Consider the following 19707-nt stretch of genomic DNA (forward strand, 5'->3'; position numbering starts at 1 on the left):
GCGTGAGTCACTACATTACCCGACACGACTTGGGACGAGCACCAGAAGAGGATCTCTGGGAAGAGAACAAATCCAACCGGGACAGGTGGTCCGAACGCCTCGACACCGATGCCAGTGCAATCGACATGTCCCTGTCCTCGTTCTATCTGGATGCGATGTTCAGCATTCACGAGGACCCGGACGCGGCCGAGTTGGAGACCTGGGAGGCGTGGGTCGCCGCCCTGCAGATGCATCACGCCATGTTCATGATGGCCACCCACCCACAGGGCACCGAACTCGAGGTGATGTTCAACCACAAGATCCGTCGACCGCGGGCGACCGGACCGGAGTACTGTGCCAACGCCGGAAACTGGACTACGGCTTTCTTCCTCGCCGTCATCTGCCGTGACCAGCAGCGCTACCGGCAGTTGTGCGAGATCCCCGTGGAGTTCCTGCGGGAAGCGGGTGAGTCCGACGGTACTCAGTACAACCCGTTCACCTACCACTGGATCTCGGCCCTGCAGGCGTTCGTTCTCAATCGACCAGGGTTGGATGAAGAGCTTCTGGCAGCGATGGAGCTGTCCACTCCCGAAAACGCCGACTTCGGATCGCCCGAGTTGATGGAGATGATCATCTTCCCCCCGATGAACATCTTCCTGCGACTGGTCGAACGTGACAGCGCCAAGTTCAATGACTCGCTCGCCCAAGGCCTGGAACTCTTCCGCGACTACCAGACCGCAGACGAAAAACGGAATCACAGCATCAAGGGGGTCGTGTCTCTCCCCCTGCTGGCCATGGCTTGCCTGGCCTACGACACCGCGGAGCAGGACCCGGACTTCCGGCTCGAGGTCGAGTCCGGCTACCTGCCCAAGCACCTCGTCCAGCGCAGCTGGTACGGCGAGTTCCCGACCTGACGCCGACAGGGGCACGGACGCCTCGACGCGGGAAGCACCATGCCCCCTCCCCCGCCCCCGGTCAGCCGTTGACGAGGGTGTCGGCCTGCTGGGGGCTCAGGCAGTGCTCGATCACCATGACGGCGGCGCCGACCACGCCTGCGCTCTCCCCTGCGCGCGAGGAGGCAATGCTCAGGTGCTCCGTCGCCAGGGGCAGCGAACGCTGGTAGATGACCTCGCGGACCCCGGCGAGCAGGTGGTCGCCCGCGAGGGCGAGCGCGCCGCCGATCACGATGACCGACGGGTTGAACATGTTGACGGAGGCGGCGAGGACCTCCCCTATGTCGCGGCCGGCTTGGCGCAGGGCCTGCAGGGCGGGGACCGACCCGCCGCGGGACAGTTCCACCACGTCGCGGGCCCCCGACGCGGGGACGCCCGCCGCGGTGAGGGCCGCGGCCAGGGCCGCGCCGCTGGCCACGGCCTCCAGGCAGCCGGTGTTGCCGCAGCGGCAGGGCTTGTCGCCGCCGCTGGGCACGTGGATGTGCCCCATGTCCCCTGCGGCGCCCTGTGCGCCCCGGTAGACGCTGCCCTCGCTGACGATGCCGCAGCCGATGCCTGTGGCGACCTTGACGAACATCAGGTGGCTGGCGTCGGGCCAGGCGGTGTGGTGCTCGCCGATCGCCATGATGTTGACGTCGTTGTCCACCAGGACCGGGACGTCGAGGCGGCTGTGCACGTAGCCGGGCACGTCGAAGTTGTCCCAGCCGGGCATGATCGGCGGGTTGACGGCGCGGCCGGTGGAGTGTTGGACGGGGCCGGGGAGGCCGATCCCCAGGCCCAGGAGTTCGCCGACCCCGCGGCCCGCCCCCTCGATCAGGTCCTTGCCGTTGTCCACGACCCAGTCCAGGACGGCCTCGGGGCCCAGCGCTATGTCAAGGTCGGCGCGCTCCTCGGCGAGGACGGTCCCGGACATGTCGGTCAGGGCCAGGCGGGCGTGGGTGGCGCCGAGGTCGGCCGCGAGCACCACGCGGGCCCCGGGGCGGAACGAGAAGGTCGTCGGGGGCCGCCCGCCCGTGGACACGGCCTCGCCCGCGGGTCCGATGAGCCCGCTGGAGAGCAGGGCGTCCACGCGCTGGGTGACGGTCGAGCGGGCCAGGCCGGTCACTGACGCCAGTTCCGAGCGGGTGCGCGGCCGGCCGTCCCGCAGGAGTCGGAGCAGGGTTCCCGCACCGGGTGCGGAGGTCGGGGCGGCAGCGGCGCGCAGTTCCGTCACGCCTTGGCCCCCCGAGTCAGTGAGCGCGTCTTCCGTCATGCGAACAGTGAATCACAGGACCCCGCACCTCCTTCTAAGCAGCCTAATGTGAGTCGGTCAGTCAACTTCTGCTTGACGATCGACATAAGTCCGGCGTACTGTTCGCGGCATGTCAGTGAGAAAGGTCACAAGCCTGGGTGAAGTAGCCGAACCCGGTCTGACCACGCCCAACGCCTACCGCGCCGCGGTGATCGGCACCGGCTTCATGGGCCGGGTGCACTCCCACGCCGTCCGTACCGCCGGCGGCGAGGTCGTCGGGGTCGCGGGCTCCTCGCCGGCCAAGGCGGAGCGGTTCAGGCTCGCCAACGGCATCGCCCGCGCCCACGCGGACGCCCTCGAACTCATCCACCGCGAGGACGTGGACGTCGTCCACGTCTGCACCCCCAACCACCTCCACGCCCGGCTGAGCCTGGCCGCCCTCGCCGCGGGGAAGCACGTCGTCTGCGAGAAGCCCCTGGCCACCGACTCCGCCACCGCGCGGAGCCTCGTGCTCGCCGCGCGGGAGGCCGACCGGGTCGCCGTGGTCCCCTTCACGTACCGCTTCCACCCCATGGCCCGCGAGGCCCGCGCCCTGGTCGCCTCCGGGTCGATCGGCCGCGTCAGCCTCGCCCACGGCGGCTACCTCCAGGACTGGCTCCTCTACCCGGAGGAGGACAACTGGCGGGTCGATCCCGAGCTCGGCGGTCCCACCAGGGCGTTCGGCGACATCGGCTCCCACTGGTGCGACATGCTGGAGTTCGTCACCGGCGACCGCATCGCGACCGTGTGCGCGCAGACGTCTCGCGTCAACGACACCCGGGACGGCCGCCCCGTCTCCACCGAGGACCTGGTCTCCTTCCAGTTCTCCACGGTCGGCGGCACCATCGGCAGCGCGGTGATCAGCCAGGTCTCCCCGGGCCGCAAGAACCAGCTGGTGCTGGAGGTCTCCGGCACCGAGGGCTCCCTGGTGTTCGACCAGGAGCGCCCGGAGACCCTCTGGGCGGGCAGCCGCGGCCGCACCGGGACCATCACCCGCGACGACCCGGCGCTGAGCGCCGACGCCGCCCGCCTGGTCACCGTCCCGGTCGGCCACCCCCAGGGCTACCAGGACTGCTTCAACGCACTCGTCTCCGACACCGGCGCCGCCATCGCGGGCCGGGCGCCGGAGGGCCTGCCCGTGTTCGCCGACGGCCTGCGCGCCGCCGTCATCGCCGAGGCGGTCATGGCCTCGGCACGGGAGCGCCGCTGGGTCGACGTCCCGGAGGTGGACGCGGTATGACCGCCGCACCCCCGTCCGGTTCCGCGCCCCCCGCCGGCCCTCCGACCCCCGAGGCCGGGGAGCCCCTGCTGCGGATGCGGGGGATCGCCAAGTCGTTCCTCGGTGTGCGCGTGCTGCACGGCATCGACCTGGAGCTGTACCCGGGGCAGGTGCACGCCCTCGTCGGGGAGAACGGCGCGGGCAAGTCCACCCTGATGAAGGTGCTGGCCGGGGTGCACCGCGCGGACGCGGGCACCATCGACCTGGCCGAGGAGCGGGTCTCCTTCGAGCACCCGGTCCAGGCGCAGCGCGCCGGGGTGGCCACGGTCTTCCAGGAGTTCAACCTCCTCCCCGAGCGCACCGTCGCCGAGAACGTGTTCCTGGGCCGCGAGCCGCGCCGCCGGGGCCTCGTGGACGGCCGGGCCATGGAGCGGGCCACCGCCGAACTCCTCGCCGAGCTCGACCTGGAGGGCATCGCCCCGTGGGCGAAGGTCCGGTCCCTGTCGGTGGCGGGGCAGCAGGTGGTGGAGATCGTCAAGGCGCTGTCGCACGACGCGCGCATCATCTCCATGGACGAGCCGACCGCGGCGCTGGCCGACCACGAGGTGGAGGTCCTGTACCGGATCATCGGCCGGCTGCGCGAGCGCGGGGTGGCGGTGCTCTACGTGTCGCACCGCATGAAGGAGATCTTCGACCTGGCCGCCTCCATCACCGTCCTCAAGGACGGGCACCTGGTGGAGACGGTTCCGGCGGACGACATCGGGCCCGCGCAGCTGGTGCGCAAGATGGTCGGCCGCCCCGTCTCGTCGGTCTTCCCGGACCGGCTGGAGCCGCACGGCGACCGCGTCGGCGAGGTCCGGCTGTCGGTCCGGGACGGGGGCAACACCCAGCTGGACGGAATCGGGTTCGAGGTGCGCGGCGGCGAGATCCTGGGGCTCGGGGGCCTTCAGGGCAGCGGGCGCACCGAGGTCGCCCACGCCCTGTTCGGCATCGCGCGCTTCACCCGGGGCGAGGTCGTGGTGGACGGCGAGCGGGTCGATCCCCGTTCGCCGCGCCGGGCGGTGCGTGCCGGGCTCGTCCTGGTGACGGAGGACCGCAAGGCGCAGGGGCTGGCGCTCAACCAGTCCATCACCGCCAACGGCCGCCTCGTCCTGGACGCGGTCCTGCCGTTCGGCTCGGGCCGCAGGGTCCGGCGGCTGCCCGGCATCCTCTCCTCCCTGGAGCTGGTGACGCGCGGCGGGCACGACCAGGAGGTCCAGTACCTGTCGGGCGGCAACCAGCAGAAGGTCGTCCTGGCCAAGTGGCTGGCCACCGAACCCGGCGTGATCGTCCTCGACGAGCCCACCCGCGGCATCGACGTGGGGGCCAAACAGGCCGTCTACCGGCTGATGCGCGAGCTCGCGGCGGCAGGGGCGGCGATCGTGCTGATCTCCTCCGAACTGCCCGAGCTGATCGGCATGGCCGACCGGCTGGTCGTCCTGGAGGACGGCCGGATCGCGGGCGAACTGCCCGGCGGGTCCAGCGAGGAGGCCGTGATGGCGATGGCCACCGGCGCCCCGTACGAGGGCCCGGGCATGGCGCCCCCGACGGAGGACCCGCGCATCGCGGCCGTCCGCCCCGGCAGCGGTGCCGACAGCGGCGCCGACCAGGGGGCCGCGGCGGCCGGGCGGGGATCCGCGCCCGCCCCCGACAGCGGCTCCGCCCCCGGTCCCGTACCGGGGCCGGGCCACGACGACGGCAGCGGCTCCCCCGCACGGCACGAGGAGGCCGCCCCGTGACACGCGTCATCACCTCCACCTCCCGGGGCCTGTGGTCCCGGCTCGGTACCACCGGCCTGGTCTACCTGGCCCTGGTGGTGCTGCTCGCGGCCAGCGCCGTGTACGTCGCCACGCGCGGCGGCAACCTGTTCACGACCGCCAACACGGTCGACCTGTTCACCCGCAGCAGCCTGCTCGGGTTCCTGGCGATCGGCCAGACCCTCGTCATCCTGTGCCGCTCCCTCGACCTGTCGGTGGGCTACGTCGCGGCCCTGTCCACGGTGGTCGCGGCGACCACCATGGCGGGCGACCCGTCCCGGATCCTGCTCGGCGTCGGCGCGGCGCTGGGCCTGGCCGCGCTGATCGGCCTGGCCAACGGCCTCGTGGTCACCCGGCTGCGGGTCAACCCCTTCATCACCACGCTGGGGATGGGGCTGATCATCAAGGGCTACCTGGACACCAACTTCCAGGGCCCGGCGGGGGCGATCCCCGCCGCCTTCCAGACCTTCGGCTACACGCGGATCGGCGTCCTGCCGGTGTCCACCCTCGTGATGCTGGTCCTCGCCGCGGCCGCCGTGGTGTTCCTGCACCGCACCCGCACGGGCTACCACATGTACGCGGTCGGCGGCGATGCCGAGGTCGCGCGGCTCTCCGGGGTCCGCGCCGGGGTGCCCACCGTCACGGCGCACGTGCTGTGCTCCGTCATGGCCGGTGTGGCGGGCCTGCTGCTGGCGGCCAGGTTCGGCACCGGCAGCGCCACGGTCTACGGCAACGGCTACGAGCTGGAGGCCATCGCCGCCGTCGTCCTGGGCGGCACCTACCTGCTCGGGGGGCGCGGCGGCGTGGCCGGGACGATCGCGGGGGTCTTCATCCTCGCGACGCTCGACACGGTGTTCAACGTGCTCGCCGTCGACCCGTTCGTCAAGGACGTGATGCGCGGCGTGATCGTCATCGCCGCCGTCGCCGTCTACGCCCGGGGCCAGCACTCGCGTGCCGCCGTCCGGGTCCGCTTCCCCTCCGGCGGCGCACCGCCGCCGCCCGTCCCCGATCCCAGGCCCCAACCCGAGCCGGAACCCCTGGGAGGCCGCCGATGACCCCGCCCACGACCACTCCCCCCGACGTCCGCCGCCGCGGCCCGGGCGCGCTCGCCGCGCTGGGCCGGGGAGGGACCGCGACCGTCGCCCTGCTGCTGGTGCTGATCTTCGTGGTCATCGCCACCCAGAACCCGTCGTTCTTCGAGGGGCCGCCGCTGATGGCGTTCGCCAAGAAGGCCTCCCCGCTGGTGATCCTGGCGATCGGGCAGTACCTCGTGATCGTCTCCGGCGAGTTCGACCTGTCAGTCGGCTCCCTGGTCGGCGCCCAGGTGGTGATCGCCGCCCGGCTCATCGACGGGGAGGAGTCCATGACCCTCCCGGTGATCGGCGTCATGCTGGCCTTCGGCCTTCTGGTCGGCCTGGTCAACGGCCTCGTCACGACCCTGCTCAGGGTGCCGTCGATCATCACCACCCTGGGCACGATGCTCATCCTGTTCGGAGCCGTCCGGTACTGGACCGGCGGCGCGCCCACCGGCGCCCTGTCGGAGGCCTTCCGGGTGCCGGGGCGGGGCGGCGTCGAGGACCTGCCCTTCCTCGGGCAGCTCCCGTGGGCGCTGGTGATCGCCGCCGTCCTCGCCGTCGCCGGGGTGTTCCTCATGCGTTCGCCCTACGGCCGGTCCCTCATCGCGACCGGCGACAACGACGTCGCCGCGGCGTTCTCCGGGGTGCGGGTGTGGCGGGTGCGCACTCTGGCCTTCGTCGGCTCCTCCCTCCTGGCGACCGTCGCCGCGGTCCTCATCGGCGGTTACGCCGGCGTCACCGCCCAGGTCGGCCAGGGCCTGGAGTTCACCGCCATCACCGCCGTCGTGCTGGGCGGGGTGGTCCTCGGCGGAGGCCGCGGCACGGTGGTCGCCGCAGTCCTGGGCGCCCTCACCGTCGAGGCGCTGTTCACCCTGTTCAACCAGCTCTACCTGCCGTCGACCATCCAGCCGACGGTGCAGGGAGTCATCATCATCGCCGCCGTGGCCTATGCGGCCCGCCGGGGCGAACTTCGACTGCCGGAGCGCCTGCGACGGCGACCGGACCATCCGACCGAGCAGCCGCTCGGCTCTTCCAGGAGGTAACCATGCGCGTCCCCCGCGTGCTGCTCGCCGGCGCCGCCGGCCTGACACTGATGCTCACGGCGTGTACGACCGACACCCCGGAGGACGGCGCCGCCGGCGAGGAGGGCGGTGCCGAGCTCACCCCCAACGAGGAGTGGTTCGACCAGGCCGAGTACGACACCCAGCTCGCCCAGCGCGAGATCGCCCCGGAGGGGTCCGCGGACGAGCCCTGGATGCAGGCGATCGAGCCCGAGTGGATCGACACCTCCGAGTTCGCCCACGACTCGCCCGAGGACGCCACCCTGTGCTTCTCCAACGCCTCGGTGTCCAACCCGTGGCGGGTGACCGGCTTCATCACCATGGAACAGCAGGTGGAGGCGCTCCAGGAGGAGGGCGCCATCGGCGACTTCCGGGTGTCCGACGCCGCGGACGACGACAACCAGCAGATCTCCGACATCCAGGCGTTCGTGGACTCCGGGGACTGCGACGCCATCATCATCTCGCCGTCCACCACCGCCACCCTGACCCCGGCGGTGGAGACCGCGTGCGAGAGCGGCGTCCCGGTCGTGGTCTTCGACCGCGGTGTGAACTCGGACTGCATGGTCACGTTCATCCACCCGATCGGCGGCTACGCCTACGGCGCGGACGCCGCCGAGTTCCTGGTCGACAACCTGGAGCCCGGGTCGAACGTCCTGGCGCTGCGGATCCTGCCCGGCGTCGACGTGCTGGAGCACCGCTGGGCCGCCGCCCAGGAGATCTTCGGCGGCAGCGAGCTGAACGTGGTCGCCGACGAGTTCACCGAGGGCGACGGGGCCAGGATCAAGGACCTGGTCTCCCAGCACCTCCAGCGCGGCGAGATCGACGGCATCTGGATGGACGCGGGTGACGGAGCCGTCGCCGGCCTGGAGGCCTTCGAGGACGCGGGCCGGCCGTACCCGGTGATCGCCGGCGAGGACGAGCTGAGCTTCATGCGCAAGTGGGACGAGGAGGGCCTCACCGCGATCGCGCCGGTCTACTCCAACTTCCAGTGGCGTACGCCGGTCCTCGCCGCGAGCATGATCCTCGCCGGCGAGGAGGTCCCCTCCGAGTGGATCCTCCCGCAGGCGCCCGTCACCCAGGACGACCTGCCCGAGTACCTGGAGCGCAACGCCGACATGCCTTCGCTGCACTACGCGAAGTTCGGCGGCGAGGACCTGCCCGGCTTCCCCGAGGCCTGGACGGACCGGTAGATGCGCGCGCTGGGGGTCAACACCTGGGTGTGGACGTCGCCGCTGACCGACGCCGGACTGGAGCGGATCGCCCCCCGTGTGGCGGGGTGGGGGTTCGACGTGATCGAGCTTCCGGTCGAGGACGTCGGCGACTGGGACCCCCGGCGCGCACGCGCCCTGCTGGACGGGTTGGGGCTCCGGGCCACCGTCGTGCTGGTCATGGGGCGGGGGCGGGAGCTCGTCGCGACCGACCCCGCCACCCGCTCGGCCACGCAGGACTACCTCAAGCGGGTCGTGGACACGGCTTCGACGGTCGGCTCCTCCGTCGTCGCCGGCCCGGCCTACGCCTCGGTCGGCCGCACATGGAGGCTGTCCCCGGACGAACGTCTGAGGGCTGGTGCGGAACTGGTCGAGGGCCTCGCCCCCGTGGTCGAGCACGCCTCGGCCACGGGGGTCTGCGTGGCGGTGGAACCGCTCAACCGGTACGAGACGAGCCTGATCAACACCGTGGACCAGGGGATGGCGATGCTCGCGGACCTGCCCGCCGAGCACTGCGGACTGGCCCTCGACGTGTACCACATGAACATCGAGGAGCAGGACGTCCCGGCGGCGATAGGACGGGCCGCCGGGCGGATCAAGCACGTACAGGTGTGCGCGAACGACCGGGGCGCGCCGGGAGCCGACCACCTGGACTGGCACGGAATCCTCACCTCGCTGGACGCGGCGGGATACCGGGGGCCTCTGGTCATCGAATCGTTCACGGCGGACAATGCCAGCATCGCCACGGCGGCCTCCGTCTGGCGACCGCTGGCGGCGTCGCAGGACGCGATCGCCGTCGACGGCCTGGCCCACCTGCGTTCACTGACCTCCTGAGAGGAGACGCCGTGCCTTCACGCGACCTGTTCGCGACCGTGTCCGCACCACGGTCCGCGGCGTCCGGGCCGGGCCGACCCCCACCACCCCCGCTCGGTGCCGCGCTCACCGGAAAGCGCCATCTGAAGTTGGGCGGCTCCACTCGTTTCGAGGAGACGTCACGATGTCCACACACCCATCCCCCTCCGACCCGATCGCCGAGACGCAGGACGCGGCGACCCCCGCCACGGCCACCACGTGGTGGCTGACCGCCTGCTCCCTCCTCCTGGTCGGCGCCCTCGTCGTCGCCTCCGTGGTCTTCTTCGGCCGTGACGGCGCGGAGTCCTCCTCCGGCGCCGCGGAAGGGGAGGCCGAAGCCGACCTGGTCGGCGAACTCGTCGGGCACACCCGTATGGCCCACGAGGGCCTCTCACCGATCGTGGAGGACATGGAGGAGTTCCTGCCCACCGACGGGTCGCACCCGCCGCTGGACACGACCGACGCCGCCACGGTCAACACCTGGCGGACCGGCGTCCAGGAGGCCTCCGCGCACTTCGAGGACCCCCCGGCCGGCGATTCCTCCCACAGCGTCGCCCACACCGGGTTGACCTCGTCCGTCCGCCTGCTGTCCATGTCGGTGGAGACCTACGCCCGGGCGGCGCAGACCGAGGACGAGGAGTTGCGCATGGACCTCCTGCACATCGCCATGGACCTGCGCACCGAGGCGGTCGTCTCCTGGTCGGCCGCCGCCACCCAGCTCGACCTGCTCAGCCTCGGATCCGGCGGCGAGCACGTCCACCTGTACCTGCCGGCCGCACCCGACTCCGGCGCCCTCCAGCCCGACGGCTCCGGGGACGGAGGCGGAGCACCCGCCCCCGGGGAGGGGCACGACGACGGCCACTGACCCCCGACGCACCGACATCCCCCCGACCACGGAGACACCGAACATGCCGCGACCAGTCACCCTTTTCACCGGCCAGTGGGCCGACCTGCCCTTCGAGGAGGTGTGCTCCCTGGCCTCCGCGTGGGGCTACGACGGCCTGGAGGTCGCCTGCTGGGGCGACCACCTCGACGTCACGCGGGCCGCCGCGGACGACGACTACGTACGCGACCGGCTGGACATCCTCAAGCGACACGGCCTGGGCCTGTGGGCGATCTCCAACCACCTGCTCGGACAGGCCGTCTGCGACGACCCCATCGACCAGCGGCACCGGGACATCCTGCCCTCCCGCGTGTGGGGCGACGGGGACCCGGAGGGTGTGCGGCAGAGGGCGGCCGAGGAGATGAAGACGACCGCCCGCGCGGCCGCGAGGCTGGGCGTGTCCACGGTCGTGGGCTTCACGGGGTCGGCGATCTGGAAGTACGTGGCGATGTTCCCGCCGGTGGGCGAGGACGTCATCGAGGCCGGGTACCGGGACTTCGCCGACCGGTGGAACCCCGTCCTGGACGTGTTCGACGAGGTGGGGGTGCGGTTCGCGCACGAGGTGCACCCCTCGGAGATCGCCTACGACTACTGGTCCACCCAGAAGGCCCTGGAGGCCGTCGGCCACCGGCCGGCGTTCGGCCTGAACTGGGACCCCAGCCACATGGTGTGGCAGGACATCGACCCGGCCGGGTTCCTCTGGGACTTCCGGGACCGGATCTACCACGTGGACTGCAAGGACACCCGCAGGCGGACGGGCAACGGCCGCAACGGCCGCCTCGGCTCCCACCTGCCGTGGGGCGACCCGCGCCGGGGCTGGGACTTCGTGTCGACCGGGCACGGGGACGTCCCCTGGGAGGACTGCTTCCGCACGCTCAACGCGATCGGCTACGAGGGGCCGATCTCGGTGGAGTGGGAGGACGCGGGCATGGACCGCATGATCGGGGCGGCGGAGGCGGTCGACTTCGTCCGTTCCAACGCCTACGACCCACCGGAGTCGTCCTTCGACTCGGCTTTCGGGTCGGACTGACCGGCGGCCGTCGACCGGCTCCGGGACGACCCGGCCCCGTCCCTCCCCGGAATCCACCCGGGCGGGGACGGGGCCGGACCCCTGTCCGGGGCCGGCGGGGCGCCGGGGTCACATCATGGGTGCGATGACCACCCGGAAGTGGTCGCCCTCCCCGGTGCGGACGTCGCGCCGGAAGTCGTTGACGCGGTTGACGGAGGTCTGCACTGCGTCGCTGCGGAGGGCTCCGGTGTCCGCGGTGGGCAGGTGCCGCCTCACGGCCAGGACCGCCTCGTCGACGGACATGGCGGTTCCGTGCCGTTCGGGGGTGACGTGCAGTCCGTCGTCGGTGAGGCGGCTGATCACGATCCGGAACATACCGGGCTCCCTGCGGCGTCGGGGGGTTTGACACCGGCATTCTCCCCCATCGCCTCCGCCACCGGGAGTGTTCACACCTCCAGGGTCTCCTCGATTCCCTTGAGCCGGTGCCTCGCCAGGGCGAGGTTGCCCCGGGCGCGGTCGAGCGCCAGGTACAGGAAGAGCCCCTGCGCCTTGCGGCTGCCCAGGGGCCGGATGACGTGGTACTGCCCGGACAGGGTGATGAGGATGTCCTCGATCGCGTCGTTGATGCCCAACTGGTCCATGGTGCGCATCTTCGCGCGGACCACCTCGGTGTTCCCCGCCGCGGCGACCGTGAGGTCGAGGGAGTTCGTCGCCGAGAGCGTGCCCAGCGCCATTCCGCTGCTGTAGTCGACGACGGCGGCACCGATCGCGCCGTCGATCTCCATCATTTCCTTGAGCCCGGATTCGATGTTCGGCATGTCCTTCTCTCTTCTTGGGGTGGGACGGCGCGGTGGCTTTCGGTCGGCGATCCAGCGGCGAATCCCCGGAACGCCCCGCCGGGGGGAGGCGCCTGGGGTCACGCGACCACCGCTCCGGTCCGGGAACGGTCGACGGACAGGGTGCGCAACGCCGTGAGGACCCGTTCCAGGACGCGGCGGTCCACGGATGCGACCGCCCGGCCGGCGGGGCGGGACCGGTCCCCGTCGTGCCGGGGAGGCAGGTCCCCGTCGCGCGGGGGCGGCGGGGGCGACGGGGCCCGGATCGTGCGGGCGAGTCGGCGGAGCCTGCGCAGGGCGTAGCCGAGGTTGCCCTCCTCCCGCACCATCCACACCTGGAGGCACAGGTCGGGGTTGTCGAGGACGGCGAGCAGCAGGTGGTGGTCGCTCTCGGTGACGACCACGTCCTCCAGGTCGCCGACGGCCCACAGCGGACCGCTGTGGACGGCCCTCAGGATCGCCTCCGCGTCGGCCGACCGGTCCTCGGCGCCGACGCGTGCCAGTGTGCGGCCGTCCCGCCAGGCGACGAGGCCGACACTGCGCACCCCTGGGGTCTGGAGCATCTCCCGCATCTCCTGGTCGAAGGCACGCACGGCGGTCCTTTGCGCGAAAGGGGCCGACTGCCGACCGGCCCGCTGTGAATCAGGCGAACAGTCCTTTGCGGACATCACGAGAATAATCCTCTTCTTGCGAATCCGCAGGTTTTTGAATGACCTGTTTTGTTTTGCCTGATAGAAGGCCCGAATCAGCATTTTCCTCCCAAAATCCATTGAGGAGGAATGTGCACAGGAGTCCAGGAAACAGCAGTGATCGACCGGAAGAATCCGGTCGATCACTTTTTCTGTCCTGTGGGTCTTTCAGGCCCTACGCCCCGGACCGGGCAGCCGCGGCGTCAGAGCCAGGCGACCTCGGAGGTCTCCAGGTCGTAGCGGGCGGGGACGATGTCCAGCCGGCCGGCGTCGACCAGGTCGCGGAGGTCGTCGTCCTCGCGGAGCTGATCGGTGATGTACTCGGCGTTGGCGCGGATGCAGTCGTCCACGAAGTCGTCCCCGTCGTCCGGCGTGGCCTCGACGACCGGCAGGATCTGCTCCACCAGGTAGCCGATGTGGCCGTGCGGGACCTCCCCGGTGCGGTGCGCGTCCACGGCCGCCGTGACCGCGCCGCACGAGGCGTGCCCGAGGACGACGACGAGCGGGACCTCCAGGTGTTCGGCGGCGTAGCTGACGCTGCCGAGGACCGACGAGTCCAGCACCTGGCCGGCGGACCGGATGGTGAAGAGGTCGCCGAGTCCCCGGTCGAAGACCAGCTCGGGCGAGACGCGTGAGTCGGCACAGCCGAGGACGACGGCGAACGGGTCCTGCCCGAGCGCCATCTCGGCTCTGCGGGCGGCCCCCTCGTTGGGGTGGCGGGAGGCGATGCGCCGCCAGCGGCGATTGCCCTCCTTGAGGAGGCGCAGGGCGGAGGCCGCGTCCCGGGGGCGGGGCGAGGGCGAGGGCATGGGGACCGCCCAGGCGGAGGCGGGAGCTGCGGTGGCGACCGCGGCTCCGACTCCGCCGAGGAGGGATGCGCGCAGGGCGCCGCGACGGGTGATGGCCATGGGGGTTTCCCTTCTCGACTAGCGACAGAAAGGACTATTGCCGCTAAACGAGGACCAAATTACTCTTGTGCCGCGAATACCTCCAAGGGTCTTAACGCATCCCTAGCGCCACACAAGATCACCCAGTGCGCGGAAAACGCATATCTCCCTTCCTGAACATGAAGAATTCCGCCCGGAATTCTCCGGACGGCCACTCCCTCCACCTGCTCCATGTTCCTCACCTGTGGATTCACCGGCCCCGGGCTCTCGGGGCCGGAACCCCCTCACCGCCCCGACCGCTCCTGGACGCGTCGTCCAGCCACTCCACCCGGGAGCGCCTGAGGTCGTAGCGGGCGGGCTCGACCTTCATGGTTCCGGCCTCCACCGCCTCGCGCAGCCCCGGCTCCTCCCGGATCTGCTCGGCGACGGAACGCGCGTTGGCCCGCACGCAGGCGTCCAGGAAGGCCTTCTCGGTCTCCTGCTCCGGCACCGTCTCCACGACGTCCAGGACCTGCCCCACGAGGTAGCCCACGTGTCCCGGGGGCAGCACCCCGGTGCGGTGGGCCCTGATGGCCGCCTTCACCGCTCCGCACGAGTCGTGGCCGAGCACGACCAGGAGCACCGTGTCGAACTCGTCCACCCCGTAGACGAGCGTGCCGAGCACCGACGAGTCCAGGACCTGGCCCGCCGACCGGGTCGTGAACATGTCGCCGAGCCCCTGGTCGAAGACCAGCTCGGGGGGCACACGGGAGTCGGCGCACGACAGGACGGACACCCGGGGCTCCTGATGTTCGAGCAGTTCGCGTCTGCGGCCGGAGCCCTGGCGCGGATGGGCGGAGGCGAAACTGCGCCACCGGGCGTTGCCCCGGTCGAGCCGCTGCCGCCTGCGGTCCGCCTCGTGCCCCTGGGTTATCGTCGCCCTCCGTGGGGCGGCGTTCTGGACGATCGCCATACTGCCTCGCTCAGGGTCGGGTGGGCGCGGGCGGTGCGACGCCCGCACCCCTGACGATGAGGCCGAAGCTACGCCTGGTCACAGCGTTGGACAATCCCGTCGGGGCAATCCTTGGGCCAAACGTGTTTTCCGGCGGCGGGGGCGCTCCCGCGGGGACGGCGGCGCCGGGTCCTCGGACGCCCCGCCCCGTTCGCCGTGGCCCGACGCCGACGGGGGCACGCGGGCGCGCACAGGCGCACGCTCCCGCGCGCACGAGCGCGCCGGGAGGCGGCCCTCCGGCTCAGGCGTGGCGGCGCGACTGCACGAGGTCGAACCGCCCGGCGACGAAGCGCGGGTCGGTCAGGGACGCCGTGGCCGCCGGGTTGGCGCCCGTGCCGTGGTAGTCGCTGAAGGCGGCGGACTGGTTGACGAACACGCCCCGGGTGAGGTTCTCCGAGAGGTTCACCCCGGCGTCCAGGGCGGCGTCCTCGGCCCGTGCCAGCACGTCCTCGCTGGTGGAGTACACGGACGCGGTGATGGCTCCGCTCTCGGTGATGGTCTCGCGCAGCAGGCGCAGGGACTCGTCGGTGTCCCGCGCGGTGATGACGAACGAGATCGGGCCGAAGTGCTCCCTCCCGTAGACGTCGCGCCGGTCGGCTGTCAGCCGCACGATGGCGGGCGTGCGCACGGCGGCGTCGGGGAACTCGGGGTGCGCGGGAGCGGTCGGCGCCAGGACCGTCTCACCCAGCTCCGCGACCGCGTCCACCCGGGCGAGGACGCCGTCGCCGACCACGGCGCCGAGCACGCCCGCCAGACGGGCGGGGTCCCCGACCAGGTCGGCCACGGCCGCGCCCAGGTCGGCGGCGAACTCGTCGGGGCCCTTGCGCCCCTCGTCGGTCTCGATCCCTCCGGAGGGAACGAACAGGTTCTGGGGGCTGGTGCACATCTGGCCGCTGTAGAGCGACAGGGAGTGCGCCAGGTTGGCCAGCATGGGCCGGTACGCGGCGGTGGAGTCGACGACGACCGTGTTGACGCCCGCCTTCTCGGTGCTGACGAACGCCTGGCGGGCGTTGGCCTCCAGCCAGTCCCCGAACGCGGTCGATCCGGTGAAGTCGACGATCCGCACCTCGGGGCGCAGGGCCAGGTCGGCGGCGACGCGGTCGTCGGGGTCCTCGGCGGCCAACAGGACGACGTCCGGGTCGAGTCCCGCCTCGGTGAGCACGTCCCGCGCGACGGCCACGGTGAGGGCCAGCGGGAGGACCGCGCCCGGGTGCGGCTTGACGATCGTGGTGTTGCCGGTGACCAGGTTGGCGAAGAGGGCGGGGTAGGAGTTCCAGGTGGGGAAGGTGTTGCAGCCGATGACCAGACCGACACCGCGGCCCCGCGCGGTGTACCGCTTGGCCATCACCAGACCGCCGCCCCTGCGCTGGGGCTTCTCCCACCGGGACTCGCCCGCGTAGCGGCCGATCATGTCGTACGCGCAGGCCACCGCCTCCAGTCCGCGGTCCTGCGCGTGGGGGCCTCCCGCCTGGAAGGCCATCACGAAGGACTGGCCGGTGGTGTGCTGGACCGCGTGCGCCATCTCGAAGCTGCGCCGGTTGAGCCGGTCGAGGATCTCCACGGCCACGGCGGCGCGGTCGTCCGGGCTCGTGCGCCGCCAGGACGCCAGGGCACGGGTGGAGGCGGCGACGAGGGCGTCGGCGTCCGCGCGCGGGTAGGTGACGCCGAGGACGGGCCCGTAGGGCGAGCGCTCGGTGGCCACCCGGCCCCGGTCCCCGGGGCCGTCGAGCGGGAAGTCGGCGCCAAGGCGTGCCTCGAAGGCCGCCTGCCCGACAGGGGCGGCGTCCTCCCCGTAGACGGAGCGGCTGGGGGACTCGGGGTAGGCGGTGTGGTGGCCGCGTACGCGTACCGCCTCGACCGCCGCGTCGAGCGTCGGGCGGTGCCGTTCCATCAGGGTCGCGGGGTCCGTGGACACGTCGTCGCCTCTCCTCGGTCGCGGGCCGCCTCGCGTGCGGTCGGCGGTCCGCCTATCATCTGTTACTAACCGACCGTTCGTTAAGTTACCAAATCCTCGTGCGGATCCGGGGACACGGATGGCGCCGCGGGCCGCCGTCCGCGCACCCCGGTGCTCGTCACCAGGTAGATTCGACAACCGTGTCCCGAACTTCCCCTCCCGAATCAGCGTCCTCCCGCCGCGGGGCGGGACGGCGGCGCTCCGGCCGCCCCGGCCATGACGCCGACTCCGTCCTGCGCGTGGCCGCGCGCGTGTTCAACGAGCGCGGATACGACGGCACGAGCATGGAGGACCTCGCCCGCGCTCTGGGCGTCACCAAGTCGGCGATCTACCACCACGTCACCGGCAAGACCGAGCTGCTGCGCCTCTCCCTGGACCTGGCGATGGACGCCCTGTTCGCGGTCACCCGCGAGGAGGCGTCCACGACCGGGCCGGCCATCGACCGGCTCGACCACGTGCTGCGCGGCAGCGTCCGCGTCCTGGTGGAGGAGCTGCCCCACGTGACCCTGCTGCTGCGCGTGCGCGGCAACACGGAGGTGGAGAAGCGTGCGCTGGAGCGGCGCCGCGAGTTCGACCACCTCGTCGCCGACCTGGTGCGCGAGGGGATCGTCGACGGCGACATCCGCAGCGACGTCGATCCGGCGGTCGCGGCCCGCCTGCTGTTCGGCATGGTGAACTCGCTCGTGGAGTGGTACAAGCCGGACCGGGGGCTGGCCTCCGAGGAGGTCGCGGACACCCTCGCCCGGATCGCCTTCGGCGGACTGCGCGCGTAGCCCGCCCGCACCGAGGTGCGGCGGCGGGGCCGCGCACCCGGGGGCGGTGCGCGCCTGCCGCGCACCCTCCGGGGCGCCCGCAGGTGACGGACGGACGGGGCCTCCAGGGCTCCCAACCCCTCCGGGTGTGTGTTTCGCGCCACAGAGGCGGCGGCTACCCTCCGCCATACAGCCCAGGGACCAAGGTCCCTTGCGCCGCGACAGCCTCCCGTGCAGCCCGGACGCGCCCCGGCTCCGCCCCCGGACGGGGCGGGCCTCCCTAGGATTGGCCTGAACAGGACTCCTTCCCCCACGTCCCCTGGAGCCAGCGGCCATGATCGAGCACTTCACCCACGGGCCGCTGACTCCTGCGGTCGCCTACGCCGTGTCGGTCATCGGCTCCTTCGTCGGGCTCATGTTCGCCGCCCGCGCCCGGAACTCCCGCGGGGCGGCCCGGGGGACGTGGCTCACGTTCAGCGCGCTCTGCCTCGGCGGCACCGCCGTGTGGTCGATGCACTTCATCGCCATGCTCGGCTTCCACGTCCCCGGGCTGTCGATCCGCTACGACGCGACGCTCACCATCGCCAGCGGACTGCTCGCCGTGGTGGCCATGGGACTCGCCCAGTACCTGACGGTCATCCACCGCGGAACGGGATGGCTCCTGGCGGGCGGCGCCATCGCGGGCGCGGGGATCGTCGCCATGCACTACATGGGCATGGCGTCCATCAACATGCACGGCCACCTCGGACACGATCCGCTGTTCGTGGGTCTGGCCGTGGTCGTCGCCCTGGTCGCCGCGACCGTGGCCCTCTGGTTCACCCAGAGGCTCAAGGGCGTTCCGTCGATCCTGCTCGCCTCCCTGGTGATGGGCGTGGCGGTCTCCTCCATGCACTACACCGGCATGTTCGGCATGCACGTCACCGTGAACGAGTCCGCCGGCGCGGCATCGGTCCCGGGTTCGACCGCCCCGGAGCTGCTGCTGCCGCTGGTCGTCGGCCTGTTCGTCTTCCTCCTGGTGTGCAGCCTCCTGCTGATGCTCGGCGTCGACGACTCCGCTCCCCGGCGCGGGTCGCAGGCCGACCGCCGGGACGGCGAGCCCGTGCCCGACACCGCGTCCCCGGCCGAGGGGACGGGTCGCTACAACGCGCGCCACAGCACCGGCAGCGCGTGGGACCGCCCGGCCTGAGGCCGCGGGCCGTCACCGGTCCGCCACAGTGCGATGCGGTGCGATAAATGGCCACATCAGGCCACTCGGGTTTCCCGAAACCTCTGGTGTCCCACCCCAGGTCATCCCTACTATCCATAACCCAGTCGATTGTGACTTAGGTCATGGAAAGTAGCGATTTGTGGCCGATTTCCCCACCCAGGACTGGATCACCCCCGCCATCGCCTTCACGGTGTCGACCATCGGTTCGCTCCTCGGGCTGGCTTTCGCCGCCCGTGCGCGCCGGTCGAAGACCTTCACGCGGTGGCAGTGGCTGGCCCTGGCATCCCTCTCCCTCGGCGGCATGGCCCTGTGGTCCATGCACTTCATCGCCATGATGGGGTTCTCCCCCGTCGGCACCTCGATCCGCTACGACGCCGTACTCACCGGGGTCAGCGGGGCCACCGCGGTCGTGGTAATGGGCGCCGCCCTCACCATCACGATCGTCCGGCAGCGGACGTCCACCCTGCTCCTGGGCGGCCTCATCGCCGGAGCCGGCATCATCGCCATGCACTACACCGGCCTGGCAGCGATGAACGTCCACGGCGAACTCCACCACGACCCCGTCTACGTCGCCCTCGCCTGCGGTATCGCACTGGTCGCGGCCACCTGCGCCCTGTGGTGCGCCTCCCGGCTGCGCGGGTTCACCGCCCTCCTGCTCGCCTCCCCGGTGATGGGCTTCGCGGTGACCTCCATGCACTACACCGGCATGCTGGGCATCCACATCGAGCCCCCGCGACTGAACCGCTACGGCCCCCCGCCCGGGTCCAGCGCCACCGACCTCCTGCTGCCCACCATCGTGGTCCTGTTCGTCTTCCTGCTGGTCTGCAGCCTCTTCCTCCTCCTCGGAGTGGACGAGGAGCGCCCCGACTACACCAGGCGCCCGGTCCACGCGACCCCGGCGCCACCCGACAGCGAGCGCGTGCCCGAGGCCGGATACCGGCCCCGGCACGGAGGAGCCCCCTCGGGTCAGGCGCCCGCCCGGCCCACAGGGCCCCCGGGCGACGACGTGTGGACCAGGCGCCGCTGATCCACCGCCCGACCGGGGGCCGCGCACCACCCGCCCCCGGAAAAACCACTGGAAGCCG

19 protein-coding genes are annotated in these 19707 nt (G+C 71.7%); 12 read left to right on the forward strand and 7 right to left on the reverse strand.

Going from position 1 to position 19707, the window contains the following annotated elements:
- Positions 1–2: 2 nt before the first annotated feature.
- Complete coding sequence (locus Q8791_RS04515; RefSeq protein WP_330090287.1) at positions 3–893, forward strand: immunity 49 family protein; 891 nt, start codon at positions 3–5, stop codon at positions 891–893.
- Between the two features lie 61 nt (positions 894–954).
- Here the strand turns inward: Q8791_RS04515 and Q8791_RS04520 are convergent, their stop codons facing one another.
- Entirely contained in the window at positions 955–2184 is a 1230-nt protein-coding gene (locus tag Q8791_RS04520; protein WP_330090288.1) for an ROK family transcriptional regulator, read from the reverse strand.
- A gap of 115 nt (positions 2185–2299) precedes the next feature.
- On the opposite strand from Q8791_RS04520, the gene Q8791_RS04525 reads away from it, so the two are divergent.
- The 8 genes from Q8791_RS04525 to Q8791_RS04560 all read left to right on the forward strand — a co-directional run bounded on the left by Q8791_RS04525 (position 2300) and on the right by Q8791_RS04560 (position 11327).
- Positions 2300–3442, forward strand: coding sequence for a Gfo/Idh/MocA family protein (locus Q8791_RS04525; RefSeq protein WP_330090447.1), 1143 nt, complete (start codon positions 2300–2302; stop codon positions 3440–3442).
- Between the two features lie 74 nt (positions 3443–3516).
- On the forward strand, positions 3517–5199 hold the full coding sequence (locus tag Q8791_RS04530; protein ID WP_330090448.1) for a sugar ABC transporter ATP-binding protein: 1683 nt from the start codon (positions 3517–3519) through the stop codon (positions 5197–5199).
- Complete coding sequence (locus tag Q8791_RS04535) at positions 5196–6272, forward strand: ABC transporter permease (RefSeq protein ID WP_330090289.1); 1077 nt, start codon at positions 5196–5198, stop codon at positions 6270–6272. Before Q8791_RS04530 ends, Q8791_RS04535 begins: the two co-directional genes overlap by 4 nt.
- The gene (locus tag Q8791_RS04540; RefSeq protein WP_330090290.1) at positions 6269–7336 is read left to right on the forward strand and encodes an ABC transporter permease; all 1068 of its coding nucleotides are present in this window, start codon (positions 6269–6271) and stop codon (positions 7334–7336) included. The genes Q8791_RS04535 and Q8791_RS04540 overlap by 4 nt, the downstream gene beginning before the upstream one ends.
- A gap of 2 nt (positions 7337–7338) precedes the next feature.
- Positions 7339–8544, forward strand: a complete 1206-nt coding sequence (locus tag Q8791_RS04545) for a substrate-binding domain-containing protein (protein WP_330090291.1) — start codon at positions 7339–7341, stop codon at positions 8542–8544.
- On the forward strand, positions 8545–9396 hold the full coding sequence (locus Q8791_RS04550) for a sugar phosphate isomerase/epimerase family protein (protein ID WP_330090292.1): 852 nt from the start codon (positions 8545–8547) through the stop codon (positions 9394–9396).
- Between the two features lie 163 nt (positions 9397–9559).
- A complete protein-coding gene (locus Q8791_RS04555; RefSeq protein WP_330090293.1) occupies positions 9560–10279 on the forward strand; it encodes a hypothetical protein in 720 nt (239 codons plus the stop codon).
- A 43-nt stretch (positions 10280–10322) separates the two neighbouring features.
- The gene (locus Q8791_RS04560; protein WP_330090294.1) at positions 10323–11327 is read left to right on the forward strand and encodes a sugar phosphate isomerase/epimerase family protein; all 1005 of its coding nucleotides are present in this window, start codon (positions 10323–10325) and stop codon (positions 11325–11327) included.
- A 108-nt stretch (positions 11328–11435) separates the two neighbouring features.
- Here Q8791_RS04560 and Q8791_RS04565 read toward each other — a convergent pair whose 3' ends face one another.
- From Q8791_RS04565 to paaN, 6 genes are all read right to left on the reverse strand, one after another.
- Positions 11436–11681, reverse strand: coding sequence for a hypothetical protein (locus Q8791_RS04565; RefSeq protein ID WP_330090295.1), 246 nt, complete (start codon positions 11679–11681; stop codon positions 11436–11438).
- Positions 11682–11752: 71 nt separating this feature from the next.
- Complete coding sequence (locus Q8791_RS04570) at positions 11753–12124, reverse strand: hypothetical protein (RefSeq protein ID WP_330090296.1); 372 nt, start codon at positions 12122–12124, stop codon at positions 11753–11755.
- A gap of 98 nt (positions 12125–12222) precedes the next feature.
- Entirely contained in the window at positions 12223–12735 is a 513-nt protein-coding gene (locus Q8791_RS04575) for a hypothetical protein (protein WP_330090297.1), read from the reverse strand.
- Positions 12736–13034: 299 nt separating this feature from the next.
- A complete protein-coding gene (locus Q8791_RS04580) occupies positions 13035–13739 on the reverse strand; it encodes a carbonic anhydrase (protein WP_330090298.1) in 705 nt (234 codons plus the stop codon).
- Positions 13740–13968: 229 nt separating this feature from the next.
- Positions 13969–14670, reverse strand: a complete 702-nt coding sequence (locus Q8791_RS04585; RefSeq protein ID WP_330090299.1) for a carbonic anhydrase — start codon at positions 14668–14670, stop codon at positions 13969–13971.
- A gap of 280 nt (positions 14671–14950) precedes the next feature.
- Complete coding sequence (paaN, locus tag Q8791_RS04590) at positions 14951–16600, reverse strand: phenylacetic acid degradation protein PaaN (RefSeq protein WP_330090449.1); 1650 nt, start codon at positions 16598–16600, stop codon at positions 14951–14953.
- 302 nt (positions 16601–16902) lie between these two features.
- On the opposite strand from paaN, the gene Q8791_RS04595 reads away from it, so the two are divergent.
- From Q8791_RS04595 to Q8791_RS04605, 3 genes are all read left to right on the forward strand, one after another.
- On the forward strand, positions 16903–17436 hold the full coding sequence (locus Q8791_RS04595; RefSeq protein WP_330090450.1) for a TetR/AcrR family transcriptional regulator: 534 nt from the start codon (positions 16903–16905) through the stop codon (positions 17434–17436).
- A 313-nt stretch (positions 17437–17749) separates the two neighbouring features.
- Positions 17750–18601 (forward strand): MHYT domain-containing protein, encoded by an 852-nt coding sequence (locus tag Q8791_RS04600; protein WP_330090300.1) that lies wholly within the window; start codon positions 17750–17752, stop codon positions 18599–18601.
- A 160-nt stretch (positions 18602–18761) separates the two neighbouring features.
- The gene (locus Q8791_RS04605) at positions 18762–19649 is read left to right on the forward strand and encodes an MHYT domain-containing protein (RefSeq protein WP_330090301.1); all 888 of its coding nucleotides are present in this window, start codon (positions 18762–18764) and stop codon (positions 19647–19649) included.
- The last annotated feature ends 58 nt before the right edge of the window (positions 19650–19707 follow it).

Origin of the sequence: Nocardiopsis codii, from assembly GCF_036327455.1 — a bacterium.
Classification (GTDB): domain Bacteria; phylum Actinomycetota; class Actinomycetes; order Streptosporangiales; family Streptosporangiaceae; genus Nocardiopsis; species Nocardiopsis codii.